Raw genomic sequence first — 13,738 nt, 5'->3', positions numbered from 1 at the left:
ATGAATCTGGAATATAATATTACATACGCAGCTAAAAACACTTATGAAAATGAGGCTAGTGGTGCTTTGTGGCAGTTTCTTATCATTCCTGAAACCAATGAGACCCAGGAATTGATCTCAGATGATTTTTCTAATTCTCTACAGATACCGGTAGAGCATTCAATAAATGGATATAATTTCAAAACCTACCGGATAAGACCGGGTCAATCTTTTGAGATTATTGAGTTTACTGCAAATTTTAAAGTGGTAAAAAAAATAAAAAACATCTTTGAACAGGTCTCTCAGCTTTACTCAAAAGAAGAATACAATCAATTAAGATCTATAGATTTCCGGGCAGAAAATGATGTGTTTTTAAGGTTTACAGATCTTACCAGTTTACCCGGAAAAGTAGATTTTAAATTTGATGAGAACATCAGTCTTTTTGATAATCTTCAGAATTTGAATGCATGGATCAAAAAAGAATTTACTTTTAAGACCAATGTCACAGATATTGATACAGACTTGAGTCATATCCTTGAGATCAAACAAGGCGTTTGCCAGGATTTTACCCATCTTTTTATCGCGATCGCCAAAAAGTATGGTATTCCGTCAAGGTATGTTTCAGGTTACTTACACCAGGGGAATGGATATTTTGGGGATTCCCAAATGCACGCCTGGGTGGAGTGTTGCCTGCCTGAAAGCGGATGGATAGGTTTTGACCCTACCAATAATCTTATCGCTGCCGAAAACCATATCAAAGTGGCCCATGGTAAGGATTATAACGACTGCCCACCCATTAAAGGAATTGTATTTTCTTCCGGGAAAAACGAAACTGAATACAACGTTAAAGTTTTAGCCCAACAGCAGCAATAGATCAATGTTCAGACCCAATTGGAGAACCATCCGGTATTTTCGGCACATTCAACTCAATTATAAAATCTTCGGGCTTGTCCCGGAATATTTTATAGCTTCTATACATCTCCTTAGACACTGCATCATTTCTTCCTTTAAGCCAGGTTGCAAGTTCCTCGACCTTTTGGTTAGTAATTGCCTTTACCATCGAGGTTGATTTCTTCTGTACCGCCAGATTCAGTAAATGTTTAAAAACCACAAAATTGATAGCTTGCTGGACTCCTGCCATATAGGAATCCTTTACCTGGACTTTTATCGTATTTTGAATTAACTCATCGAGAACAAAATCAAGGCCAGGCATGTCATTATTAATAGCATTTTGTTGAACCAGCCTTTCAGCCCGGGCGGAATGTAAAAGAAACCCTAAGGTCATGTCTGAGGCTGTGACCGCTGCTCCAAAAGCATCAAAAGCTACATCGGTATTGGTACTGAAAGACTCCCTATCTCTGGAATACCCAAATGCCCGTGGCGGGAAAAGAGATAACTTATCCTGCGGAATGGCAAGCTCATTGGCAGTAAGGGTTTTTAAGAGAGTTCTCAGGGCTTTTTTCTGCAATTTTGGATCCAGATAATTAACAATATCTTCCTCGCCTCCTTTTACTGCATAGTTATATTCCAGCCCGCCAATAAGTTTTGATACCGCTTCAGTTTGGTAGCGATGGAAAAAGTATAAAGGCACAAAAACGTCTTCTAGCACAGAAATTGGCTCACCTTTCCTGATGTTATCTTTCGAAAAATTCCCTATCGCGGTCTTTCTTATTTCCAGAACTCTTTCCAGCTCTTCTGAAGCATCTTTTCCATTATCCCACAAGTGCGCAAAAGCATGTGCTCCTCCGGCCGCACGGGCATCAGAATCTGAGATAAACCTCAATCCAGATCTATAAGATTCATTAAGAATACTATTCAGGTAATCCTCCTCTGACATATCATCAGGGATATCACTATAACTGTATTTTACGGTCACCTTATCCCACTCACCTATTCCGGTATCGTAGGCATTGGCAATGCCCACCTTGCTATTATTTAGCTCAAATTTTGGGTGAGGATAATCCATTACTGAAGCCCTGTTATTCGTACTTGCGGCAAAATTATGGGTAAAGCCAATGGTGTGGCCAACCTCATGAGCAGATAATTGCCTTATTCTCGCCAGGGCCAGTTGCATCATTGGGTCATGATCATTATCACTATTGGCAAAAGGCTGTTCTAGCATGGCCTGGGCGATCATGAAGTCCTGTCGAATCCTTAAACTCCCTAAACTCACATGCCCTTTAATAATTTCTCCGGTTCTGGGATCTACTACACTTGCGCCGTAACTCCAGCCTCTTGTAGACCGGTGTACCCATTGAATGACGTTATATCTCACATCCAGTGGATCTGCATCCTCAGGTAACATTTTAACCTGAAAAGCATCCTTATATCCTATCTCTTCAAAAGCCTCGTTCCACCAGCGGGCACCTTCCAGCAGCGCAGACCGAACAGGCTCCGGGGTTCCCGGATCGAGATAATAGATGATCGGTTCTACCGCTTCACTTAATTCTGCTTCCGGATCTTTTTTTTCCAGACGATGCCTGATTGCATATCGCTTTTTTATGGGCTCATATACCGGCGAGGCATAATCCATATAGGAGATAAAGATCGCTCCGCTTCGTGGATCGAAAATCCTTTTTTCATATTCGTCATCAGGTAATTTCACAAAAGAATGATGTTGAATAACGCTGATATTCTTAGGATCTGGAGCAACAGTACTTATGGTACGGCCCTTTGGTTCGCCTTCAAAAGTCAGCAACGCTTCAAATTCCACATTTTCAGGAAATGCTTTGGTCCTGGCAAGAGCAAGGGCACTCTTTGATTTGTCCAGTTTATAAGTTCCATAATTTCCTTTCTTTAATCTGTCAGTAACACCGTGAGCATCCTGTAAAAGAAAAGGAGTGAAATCGATAATATATTTCCCTTCTTTTTCTTCTTTGATCTCAAATCCAAAAAGGACCGATTTCGCAAATGCTTCAGCTACACTTTCCTTTTCGGCTTTATTATCGGTGATCGCCCTGTATTCCTGATTTGGCTGAATCAGCAATAATTTATTCCCTGCCTTCTGAAACTTCACCACGGCAGTCCCTCCAAGCTGGCCACGATCTAAACCTATATCATTTGAACCTACACCGGTGGTTAAGAAGTGCGTATAGAGAAATTCGGTTTCGAGGCTATCTACTTCGAGGTAAATCTCATCTTCCTTTTCATTGTAATGAAAGTTAAAATAACCTTCATAATTCTGAAGATTTTCTTTTTTTTCCAGGAATTGAGCTTTCATGGCCAATGAAATACTGAACGCCAGAATAATACAGGTAATCTTATGCATAGAGCGAATTTTTAAAGCGTTCTAAAACTAAAAAATATTCGTTAAATCCTTTCCCGAAACTGCCTTTAATTCTATTTTTACGCTAAATCAACCATGAATGATAACAATAGAGAACATTAGAGATCTTAAAGAGCGCCTGGTTGCGTTAAGGAGGTATCTTTGACATTGATGCCAAGAAGATCGAAATAACCAATATGGAGGAAAAGACCTTTGCTCCCGATTTCTGGAATGACCCTAAAAAGGCTGAACAGATCATGAAAGAGGTCAATTCTGAAAAAAGCTGGGTAGGTGACTATGAAAAAGCAGAAACCCTGGTAGAAGACCTTGAAGTCATTTTTGAATTCTACAAGGAGAATGAAGCTACAGCTGAAGATGTTCAGGATCGTTATGACAAAGCTTTAGATCTTATAGAAGACCTTGAGTTCAAGAATATGCTTTCTGAAGAAGGAGACAGTATGAGTGCTGTTCTCCAGGTTACAGCCGGCGCTGGTGGCACCGAAAGTTGTGACTGGGCAGAGATGCTTATGAGAATGTATCTAATGTGGGCAGAAAAGCGCAAATTCAAGATACGGGAACTTAATTACCAGGCTGGCGACGTCGCCGGCGTTAAAACAGTAACTCTTGAAATTGAAGGTGAATTCGCTTTTGGCTGGCTTAAGGGCGAGAATGGAGTCCACAGGCTGGTTAGAATTTCCCCTTTCGATTCCAATGCGAAAAGGCATACCTCATTCGCTTCGGTATACGTGTATCCGTTAGTAGATGACAGTATAGAAATAGATATCAACCCTTCAGACCTAAGCTGGGAAACAATGCGTTCCAGTGGTGCAGGTGGACAGAATGTAAATAAAGTGGAAACAGCGGTAAGGTTGCGCCACGCTCCTACTGGAATCGTTATTGAAAATTCTGAAACGCGTTCTCAACTCGAGAATAAGAATAAAGCACTGCAACTTTTAAAGAGTCAGCTTTTTGAAATTGAATTACAAAAACGACAGGAACAAAGGAGAGAAATCGAGGATTCAAAAATGAAAATAGAATGGGGATCACAGATAAGAAATTATGTGATGCATCCTTATAAACTCGTTAAAGATGTTAGAACTTCACAAGAGACCGGAAATGTTGATGCCGTAATGAACGGAGAGATCGATGCATTTTTAAAAGCTTTCCTGATGATGATGGGACAAAAAACAGAAGATTGATATTTTAACGTTTATACAAGACAGAATTGTCTAAAATATTTGTTTATTTTATTTTTAAATAGGATTAATAATGCTGAAAATTTACCACAACGCCAGATGCAGTAAGTCCAGAGAAGGGCTGGAAATTTTAGAAAAATCTGGCAGGGAATATGAAGTAATAGAATATCTTAAAGAGCCTTTAAGTGAAAATGAACTGGAGCAATTAGTGAAAAAACTGGATATCGCTCCTATTCAGCTCGTTCGAAAAAATGAAAAGGTCTGGAAAGAAAATTATAAGGATAAAGATTTAAGTGACCGCGAATTAATTACAGTGATGGTGAAAAACCCAAAGCTTATTGAAAGACCTGTAGTAGAAACCGAGAGAAAGGCAGTGATTGGAAGACCACCTTCAGATATTGAAAAATTGCTCTAAAAAGTTAAAGAATGAAAGTTCAACATAAAATAGCATTAATTGGTGTAGCGGCAGCTGCAGTGGCTGGATTTGTATATTCGCAGATCCACATCCACGAACAAAATAGAAGAGAAATAAAAGAAGTGGCCCGTGAATTGGCTTTGACCTGGAAAGATCAGTTACATCTAAATGAAGAGCAAACCAGGTTACTGGAAGATTCTATTATAGAATACACAATAAAGAAAAATGAGATTATTAATTCCAGCCTGGGCACCAACCAGCAAATTAATAAATTAAAGAGTATACAAAAGAACGAATACCGTACACTTCAAAAATTTCTTGGAGAAGATCAGTTCGAAAATTATGTTTATTTAAACAAACAGCTTACCCGAAAATCCTGATATCCAACCGAATCAAGTTTTGTTTAATATTTTCCTTAAGTAGTTTAACAAAATATTAACCGCAAAGGATTAAACCATCCCTGTTCCTATTGGTCATACTACAAAAATTGACCATGAACTTAAAACAGATCTTTACGCTTAGCCTCATTTTTGGACTCTGCGGTATTTTCATTTTTCCGGTAAATGCCCAGGGTCCTTCCAACTTCAAAAAAAATACGATAACCGGTAGAGTAATCGATAACGAACTCGAAGTACCTTTAGAGTATGCGACCATTTCAGTACAGAATGTAGAAGATCCTTCAGACATAAATGGAGGAATTACTGATGCCAATGGTGAATTTTCTGTAGAAGTTAAAAATGGCACCTATAATATTATCATCGAATTTATTTCCTACGAAACCAAAGAATATCTAAACCGTAACGTAAAAAAAGATCTCAACCTTGGAACGATCAAATTAGGTTTGGGATCTGAAAGTCTTGACGAAGTTGTAGTTCGGGCTGAGACTACCCAGGTAGATATAAGGCTGGACAAAAAGATCTATAATATTGGTAAAGATCTTACAACCGCGGGAGGAACTGTGAGCGATGCCCTTAATAATGTTCCTTCTATTTCTGTAGATCTTGATGGCGGTATCAGCCTTAGAGGTAATCAAAATGTAAGGATCTTAATAAACGGGAAACCTTCAGCCATGGCCGGTTTTGGAAGCACCGATGTTCTTAGTCAGTTGCCTGCAGAAGCTATTGAGCGTGTAGAAGTTATTACTTCACCTTCTGCCAGATATGATGCCGAGGGTACTGCCGGGATTATCAATATTATTCTAAGGAAAAAAGAAACCCTGGGATTTAACGGCTCCCTAACTCTTAACGGTGGTTACCCGGAAAACGCTGGAATTTCAGCCAATGTTAACTACAGAACAGATAAATTCAACCTTTTTACCACTACCGGATATAGATATAATGAGTCACCTGGAAGCGGCTTTTTTGATACACGTTATTTTGATTCAAGAGTAGATCCATTCCTTGAAGGCCTGGAATATGACAGAAATATTGAAGACAGAGATTATGACAGAATAAATCGTGGATTCAATACCAATTTTGGTATGGAGTATTATATAAGCGACATGTCTTCTATTACGGGTGCCATTTTTTATAGAAATGGTAATGATGAAGACCTTACCACCAACGTGAACGATTACTTCTTAAATAATAATTCCCTTCTTGGAACAAGAAGAATAGAATTAGAGACAGAAGAGGATGAAAGTGTTCAATTCTCGGTAAATTATATTAAGAAATTCAATAATACCGGACATGAGTTAACTGCCGATTTCCAATTTGAAAACGACAGTGAGACCCAGGCTTCTTTTATTAGAGAACCTATAATTTATAATAACAGTGACATTAATGATGTAGATATTCCGCGTGAAGAAACCACGACCACTGAAGATCAAAAAGAATATTTGATACAGGCAGATTATGTTTTGCCAATAGGAGAAGAATCGCAGTTTGAGGCTGGATACCGTGGTAATTTCGAAAATGAGATCACAGATTATCTCTTACTTCAGGAAAATGCTGATGGTGTTTTGGTGATTAACAGGAACCAAACCAATGTTTTTGATTATTCTGAAAATGTACAGGCGCTGTATTCACAATATGGATCGAAATTTGGAGATTTTAGTTTCCTGTTGGGATTAAGACTTGAGAACACTAACCTAAAAGGTGAGATTACTTCTGAACTTGCTGAACAGGAGTTGCAGGATGAGTTCTCATTTGAGATTGATACAGATTTTGATAATAACTATTTAGGGCTTTTCCCTACGGTAAACCTTATCTATGAATTAGGAGAAGAGGAAAACATTACTTTAGGATATAACCGAAGGATCAACAGACCCAGAGGATGGTTTATTAATCCATTCCCTTCCAGAAGCAGCCGTAATAATATTTTCCAGGGTAATCCTAACCTGAGACCGGCATTTTCTAACGCTTTCGACCTTGGGTATTTGAAGAGATGGGAAAAACTTACGTTTACAGCCTCGGTATACTATCAAAGAGAAACAGATGCTTTTTCGAGAGTACAGGAAGAAGTATTCATTTCAGGACCAAATGATACAGATATAGAAGTAATTAGAAGTATTCCTTTTAACCTGGCGACAGAAGACCGTACCGGTGCAGAAGCAGGGATCTTATATAACCCTACAGACTGGTTGAGATTGAATGGAAGTGTGAATTTCTTTCAGTTTAAATTAGACGGAGAATTTAACGGCGTGGATTACAGCCAGGAAAATACAAGCTGGTTTGGAAGGTTCAGTTCTAAAGTAACTTTACCTTGGAAAATAGACTGGCAAACAAATGCCTTTTACAGAGGTGCTTCAGATGAAGTTCAGGGACGAAGAGACGGTTTATTGATTGTAAGTTCTGCCCTGAGTAAAGAATTACTGAATGATAGGGCTACGATCGCGGTAAACGTTAGCGATATATTCAATGGTGGAATTAGAAGACAGAATACCAGAACCGATTTTTTTGAACAGGAAACGGAATTCCAGTGGAGACAGGGACAAAGAGTGAACATCTCATTTATTTATAGATTCAATCAAAAGAAGCAACGCCAGCAAAGAGGCGATGGTGGTGGAGATTATGACGATGAGGGAGGAGAATTCTAGAATTTAAGACAAAAAAAAGGGACTAAAATTAGTCCCTTTTTTTTATGCTTTTTCCGCTTTAGCTTTTTTTCGAGCTTCACGTTTTTCCTTTATCAACTCTCCAACAGAGCCTCCTATCCAGTAAGGTAGGAATGCCATTAAAAAGATCATAAGCCAGAAACCCATTGTCAATATCGCTAAAAATGCTAAGAAGCCAAGGTATTGATCGAATTCGAACATAACAGTCAAAGTTTGATTTGAATCTGGCCAAAGATAATAAGACTACGCCGCTTATCACAGAAAAAACCTCACTTTTTATTTTTGAACCTAGACTGGTTTTATATTATGTGACCAACCTTCTGCATTATTGCTCGGTGATGATAAGTCTGAATTCTCCTGACATAGCGCCTAAAATACCATCCAGATTATTGATGAGTTCATCGCAGGCTATCTTACCTTCTATATAATTATCCTTTATTGAGGTGATCTCAATGAAGTTGGTATGCCGGTTCAATGCTTCACTGGCTTTTACACTCCAGGATTCAGACGTGGATGGCATATCGAATTTCACCCAGCTTTTATTGTAAAAATTGTCGCCAAAATAATATTTACCGGGCCCCTGGAAATTATCTATCAAAAGTTCAAGGACATTTCCATCGGCAGATAAGGCCTTAACATGTAGATTGATCCTTCCGGCTGGCATTAGAATACGGGTAAAGCCTGTAGGCGTGAGTTTGGCATCTGAATGAAAATCCACTCCATTCACGTTGGCAATAATAAATTGTTCAGAAATCTGTCCGTCATCATCTGAACTACAGCCTATGAAAACAAGCAATAATATCGAGATGAATAAATTGAAATAATAATGCTTTTTCATAATATTTTTGATTTTAAAAGATGAAGCGAAAAGTTAAGGATTTTAACAAACAAAACAACTTAGAACAAACCCCCATTTTATGTATAATTAATTGTTTTGCAGGCAATTACAAAAAATCGACTATCAGGTTTTAGTTTTTCAGGCAATTGATTTTAACAAGAAATTGGGTTCGTTTTTTTGAACAATCGGCAATGAAAACTCCAACTTTTTAAATATTTTATTTTAAAGGTTTTTTTGGTTTATAGAATTTTGCTAAACCTTAACTTTGCGAAACAACCAATTTTAGTACTATGGATTATAGAATAGAAAAAGATACTATGGGGGAAGTAAAAGTTCCTTCAGATAAATTATGGGGTGCACAAACCGAACGTTCCAGGAACAATTTTAAAATTGGACCTGCCTCTTCCATGCCCCTTGATATTATTTATGGTTTTGCGTATCTCAAAAAAGCCGCGGCCTATACCAACTGTGAATTGGGAGTTCTTCCGGTAGATAAGCGCGATCTTATAGCAAAAGTCTGTGATGAGATCCTTGAGGGCAAACATGATGATCAATTTCCATTGGTTATCTGGCAAACCGGAAGTGGTACTCAAAGCAATATGAACGTAAATGAAGTTATTGCGAACCGTGCTCATCAACTGGCCGGTAAAAAGATCGGGGAAGGAGATAAGACCCTTCAGCCTAATGATGATGTTAATAAATCTCAGTCGTCGAACGATACCTTCCCTACCGGAATGCATATTGCGGCCTATAAAAAGATCCATAAGGTTACTCTTCCAGGTTTACGTCAACTGAGAAATACCCTGAAGAAAAAATCTGAAGAATTCAAATCTACGGTAAAAATAGGACGTACTCATTTCATGGATGCTACTCCCCTCACCCTGGGTCAGGAATTTAGCGGATATGTGGCACAGTTAGATTACGGCATCAGGGCATTAGAAAATTCGTTGCCTCATCTTTCCGAACTTGCCCTGGGCGGTACAGCCGTAGGAACCGGTTTGAACACTCCTAAAGGGTACTCTAAAAGAGTAGCAGAATTCATTGCTAAATTTACAGATCTGCCATTTGTTTCTGCCGGTAATAAATTTGAAGCTTTAGCCGCACATGATGCCTTTGTTGAAACGCATGGTGCCTTAAAACAATTAGCGGTCGCCCTTAATAAAATAGCAAATGATATCCGGATGCTGGCCTCTGGACCAAGAAGCGGAATTGGAGAGATCAATATTCCGGCTAACGAGCCCGGATCTTCGATCATGCCGGGTAAAGTGAATCCTACCCAATGCGAGGCACTAACCATGGTTTGCGCCCAGGTGATAGGAAACGATACAACCATGAGCGTTGGAGGAATGCAGGGACAATTCGAACTTAATGTTTTTAAACCGGTTATGGCGAATGCCTTGTTGCAAAGTGCAGAACTGCTAGGCGATGCCTGTGCTTCTTTTGAAGAACACTGCGCACGAGGGATCGAAGCCAATGAAAAGAGAATTCAGGAACATTTGAATAATTCCCTGATGCTGGTAACAGCCTTAAATACCAAAATTGGTTATTATAAAGCTGCCGAAATTGCCAATACCGCTCATAAGAACGGAACCACTTTAAAGGAAGAAGCGGTTAATCTGGGTTATGTTACAAAAGAACAATTTGACGAGTGGGTTGATCCTAAAGATATGATTGGGAATTCATAAAAATTTTCATTCATGGTTAAATAAAAACCCCGCAAATATGCGGGGTTTTTTATTATATAAGTTTTACTATTAACTTACTATTTTTTAGCAAAATACTTCTGGAATTTCCAATATGATAAAGCTCCCAAAATCGCAACCACAGCGATAGAATAATATACAAAGCTTGGTGTGATCACCTTATCTCCACTAGCATAAGAATGTAAACCACTTAAATAGAAATTCACTCCAAAATAGGTCATCATAATGCTGGCGAAGGCAATGATCGCCATCAGGTTAAAAAACCAGCGGCTTCGTAATCCCGGCACCAGTCTCATATGAATAACAAAGGCATATACAAAAATACTGATTAGGGCCCATGTTTCTTTTGGATCCCAGCCCCAGTATCTACCCCAGCTTTCATTTGCCCATTGTCCTCCCAGGAAGTTACCAATGGTAAGCATTACCAAACCAACTGTTAAGGCCATTTCGGTAATAACAGTGATCTCGTGTATATTGATCTCCATTTTCTTACGGTTCTTATCATTGGTAAGGATCATTAGAATTAATGCTACTGCTCCTAAGATCATACCCAGAGTAAAGGGACCATAGCTTCCCACGATCACAGAAACATGGATCATTAACCAGTAAGAGTTAAGGACCGGTTGTAGATTGGCAATCGCCGGATCCATCCAGTTCCAGTGGGCGATCATTAAAATCATGGAAGTTACAAAGGCTGTTGAAGCGATGGTTAATTTAGATTTGCTTCCGAAGACCAAACCAAAGAACATAGTAGCCCAGGCCACATAGATCATAGATTCATAGGCATCACTCCAGGGAGCATGACCTGAAATGTACCATCTTGCCGCAAGACCGGCAGTGTGGATAATAAACAGTATGATAATTGAAACAGTTCCTAAACTGATAAGGCTTTTAATGATTTTATTATCGTTAAAGATCTGTACGATCACAAAAAACAACATGAGTAATCCTGCCAGCATGTACATCCAGAAAAGGTTTCTGAATACATCATATTTATTATAAAGTATCTCTGCATCTACCTTATCTTCTGATGGCATTACTTCGCTCCCAAATTTTGTCTGAAAGCTTTTAATACTTTCCAGGTATTGGTCTGCCTTTTCATAATCTCCGGTCTCCCTGGCTGTTCTTAAGGCATTCATATATAATGGGAGTATTTGCTGGGTATATACAGAATCCATTCCTTTCAAATTTGCCTCTCCTGCTTCGGGATAGGAGACCCACTCGTTATTGTCATCTTCCGGAATGGGGAAGATCTTTAATACCTTTCCCTGTACCGCCTGGTACAGAAGATTCACCTTCTTATCGGTCTCAATGAAGTCCTTCTGAAACTGGTTGGGAACTGCAGCTTTATAAGCGCTTTCCAGCACCGGTGACAACTTATAGTTTCCTTTTTCGTCAAAGAAATCGGTTAGAGCTAAATATTTTCTTCCCTTTTCTACCCCTAGAATATTATGCAGGCTGTCATTCTTCTTTTTAACATAGATGATCGGCGCCTGGTACCAGAAAACAGGATTTTCAGTTAACGACACCAATACCTGATCTGAACTTAACCCCGCGTATTCATCACTTTTACTTAGTTTTCTCAGCAACTCTGAAGAATAAGTGTTTGCCGGCTTCATCCTTCCCCCTGCATCCTGAATAATTAGTCGTCCAAACTTTGCGGCGTGTTCCTCACTTACCGCATTGGTCTTTATAATACTATCTATCTGGGACTTATTGGTATCACTGTGCGCATGCTCTGTATCCTGGGCCTGCATTCCAAAAGTGGCGCCCACCAGAATTAACAATGTCGTTAATGATTGCTTACGTTTCTTGATCTTAGTCAGGGTTTTATCTAAATGACCAAATCTTGAGTTTTTATCGAACAGGATCCAGATCAAGCCTAAATAGAGTAGAAAATACCCGATATAGGTAGTCCAGGTTCCCCAGAAATCGTGATTCACAGAAAGGATTGTGCCCTTTTCATCAGGGTGGAAACTGGATTGGAAAAACCTGTAGCCTTCGTGATCAAGAACATTGTTCATATAAATATCATAAGGTTGTGGTTTCTCTCCTTCTTCAATGATCTCTACTTTACTTTTAAAAGAAGCGTACCCGGGCGTTGCCCTGTCTGCGGTACCGGGATATTTTTCAGCAATGAAATCATTCAATTTTAAAGCGAAGGGAAGCTCTTTTTCTATAGAACCATAATTCAGAAATATTTCCAGTCCGGCCAGGTTCACCTGCACAGGATCTGCTACCACACCTTGTCCTCCAAGCAGGGTTACAGTTTCAGACTCACCTCCTGAGGAAACATTTATTGTGACTGCATCCATATCATCCTTGTTCTTCGGCCTGGTAGGAACCACGTCATACTCCCCTTTTACTACCGGCTCGGGAATCACGAATTGCATATTCCCAACATTATAAAGCGACCTCAACATTAATGGCTGGATAGAATCCTGGATAAGTTCACCTTGTTTTTGATCTGCCATTCTCATATAAGTACCTTCAAATGGTGAATCTATAAGATATTGGCCATCCTCGGTTACCTGAATATTAATAGCTCCATCCTGTGGGCTATTCAAGGTAAAAAGTGTGTTGTGAATGTTGCTTACCTCTCCTTCCTGAAGATAATGGTCATGACGGTCACCATCTCCGGCTTCAACGATCTTTAGGTAATTCTCACCGTCTTCTGTAGGAACCAAAGCTTCTTCAGCACCATGGATGAAATTGATCATTTCAAAAGTTACCGGCTGCCCGTTGAAATCTGTATTTAAAGTATAATTATTATCTACTTCCGGCCCGAATAATACATCTTCCTGAAGCACCCTTCTCCTGGGTTCTCCATCTATTTCACCATCTATAAAAAAAGTAAGATAGGATTCCTGTGTCATAAATACCTCAGTTGTCTCACCTTCCCTGATAGGCATAATTCCCTCATAACTAATATACCTGGTAATGAAAGCTCCTATAAGGATTAAGATAAATGAAAGGTGCAATAATAATGTACTCCACTTCTCTTTTTTATAAAGCTGATATCTCTTAATGTTCCCTATAAAATTGATAAGAAGGAATAGCATGATTCCCTCGAACCACCAGGTATTATAAATCAGAATTTTTGCGGTTTCTATACTATACCAACTTTCTATGAAAGTACCCATAGCCATCGCAACTGCGAAGATTATAAATAAAACGGCCATTATGCGGGTAGAAAAAAGGATTGAGGCTATTTTTTTCTGCATGAAAAAGTGTCATTTTAACGGCTGCAAATTTAACGATTTATTATCAGTTTTAGGGACATATCC

10 protein-coding genes are annotated in these 13,738 nt (G+C 39.1%); 6 read left to right on the top strand and 4 right to left on the bottom strand.

The genetic code is table 11. The features are described from left to right. Positions 1-852 (top strand): transglutaminase-like domain-containing protein, encoded by an 852-nt coding sequence (locus FGM01_RS00190; protein WP_143409107.1) that lies wholly within the window; start codon positions 1-3, stop codon positions 850-852. 1 nt (position 853) lies between these two features. On the opposite strand, the gene FGM01_RS00185 is transcribed toward FGM01_RS00190, so the two are convergent. Continuing rightward, positions 854-3,247, bottom strand: a complete 2,394-nt coding sequence (locus FGM01_RS00185) for a zinc-dependent metalloprotease (protein ID WP_143409106.1) — start codon at positions 3,245-3,247, stop codon at positions 854-856. A 97-nt stretch (positions 3,248-3,344) separates the two neighbouring features. On the opposite strand from FGM01_RS00185, the gene prfB reads away from it, so the two are divergent. From prfB to FGM01_RS00165, 4 genes are all read left to right on the top strand, one after another. Continuing rightward, a protein-coding gene (gene prfB, locus FGM01_RS00180; RefSeq protein WP_143409105.1) for a peptide chain release factor 2 occupies positions 3,345-4,443 on the top strand; the annotation gives its coding sequence in 2 pieces (ribosomal slippage) (positions 3,345-3,407 and positions 3,409-4,443; 1,098 coding nt in all). A gap of 70 nt (positions 4,444-4,513) precedes the next feature. Then, entirely contained in the window at positions 4,514-4,855 is a 342-nt protein-coding gene (gene arsC / locus FGM01_RS00175; RefSeq protein ID WP_143409104.1) for an arsenate reductase (glutaredoxin), read from the top strand. Positions 4,856-4,866: 11 nt separating this feature from the next. Then, a complete protein-coding gene (locus tag FGM01_RS00170) occupies positions 4,867-5,235 on the top strand; it encodes a hypothetical protein (protein WP_143409103.1) in 369 nt (122 codons plus the stop codon). A gap of 113 nt (positions 5,236-5,348) precedes the next feature. After that, positions 5,349-7,892, top strand: a complete 2,544-nt coding sequence (locus tag FGM01_RS00165; protein WP_143409102.1) for a TonB-dependent receptor — start codon at positions 5,349-5,351, stop codon at positions 7,890-7,892. A 42-nt stretch (positions 7,893-7,934) separates the two neighbouring features. On the opposite strand, the gene FGM01_RS14470 is transcribed toward FGM01_RS00165, so the two are convergent. Both FGM01_RS14470 and FGM01_RS00160 read right to left on the bottom strand, forming a co-directional pair. Next, positions 7,935-8,111 (bottom strand): hypothetical protein, encoded by a 177-nt coding sequence (locus FGM01_RS14470; RefSeq protein ID WP_026934940.1) that lies wholly within the window; start codon positions 8,109-8,111, stop codon positions 7,935-7,937. Positions 8,112-8,235: 124 nt separating this feature from the next. Then, positions 8,236-8,748 (bottom strand): hypothetical protein, encoded by a 513-nt coding sequence (locus tag FGM01_RS00160; protein WP_143409101.1) that lies wholly within the window; start codon positions 8,746-8,748, stop codon positions 8,236-8,238. A 290-nt stretch (positions 8,749-9,038) separates the two neighbouring features. Between FGM01_RS00160 and fumC the strand changes: the two genes are divergently transcribed. Beyond that, positions 9,039-10,433, top strand: coding sequence for a class II fumarate hydratase (gene fumC, locus FGM01_RS00155; protein ID WP_143409100.1), 1,395 nt, complete (start codon positions 9,039-9,041; stop codon positions 10,431-10,433). Positions 10,434-10,510: 77 nt separating this feature from the next. Here fumC and FGM01_RS00150 read toward each other — a convergent pair whose 3' ends face one another. Then, positions 10,511-13,675 (bottom strand): cytochrome c biogenesis protein CcsA, encoded by a 3,165-nt coding sequence (locus FGM01_RS00150; protein WP_143409099.1) that lies wholly within the window; start codon positions 13,673-13,675, stop codon positions 10,511-10,513. Positions 13,676-13,738 lie beyond the last annotated feature (63 nt).

The organism is Christiangramia sabulilitoris, assembly GCF_007050985.1.
Taxonomy (GTDB): Bacteria; Bacteroidota; Bacteroidia; order Flavobacteriales; family Flavobacteriaceae; genus Christiangramia; species Christiangramia sabulilitoris.
Note: the sequence above shows the minus strand (reverse complement) of the source record. Positions and strands in the feature narration are given on the sequence as shown.

What these genes read in the sequence shown, in the direction of transcription:
- FGM01_RS00190 (WP_143409107.1), top strand. Translation starts at nt 1, where the DNA reads ATGAATCTGGAATATAATATTACATACGCAGCTAAAAACACTTATGAA.
- FGM01_RS00185 (WP_143409106.1), bottom strand. Translation starts at nt 3,247, where the DNA reads ATGCATAAGATTACCTGTATTATTCTGGCGTTCAGTATTTCATTGGCC.
- arsC (WP_143409104.1), top strand. Translation starts at nt 4,514, where the DNA reads ATGCTGAAAATTTACCACAACGCCAGATGCAGTAAGTCCAGAGAAGGG.
- FGM01_RS00170 (WP_143409103.1), top strand. Translation starts at nt 4,867, where the DNA reads ATGAAAGTTCAACATAAAATAGCATTAATTGGTGTAGCGGCAGCTGCA.
- FGM01_RS00165 (WP_143409102.1), top strand. Translation starts at nt 5,349, where the DNA reads ATGAACTTAAAACAGATCTTTACGCTTAGCCTCATTTTTGGACTCTGC.
- FGM01_RS14470 (WP_026934940.1), bottom strand. Translation starts at nt 8,111, where the DNA reads ATGTTCGAATTCGATCAATACCTTGGCTTCTTAGCATTTTTAGCGATA.
- FGM01_RS00160 (WP_143409101.1), bottom strand. Translation starts at nt 8,748, where the DNA reads ATGAAAAAGCATTATTATTTCAATTTATTCATCTCGATATTATTGCTT.
- fumC (WP_143409100.1), top strand. Translation starts at nt 9,039, where the DNA reads ATGGATTATAGAATAGAAAAAGATACTATGGGGGAAGTAAAAGTTCCT.
- FGM01_RS00150 (WP_143409099.1), bottom strand. Translation starts at nt 13,675, where the DNA reads ATGCAGAAAAAAATAGCCTCAATCCTTTTTTCTACCCGCATAATGGCC.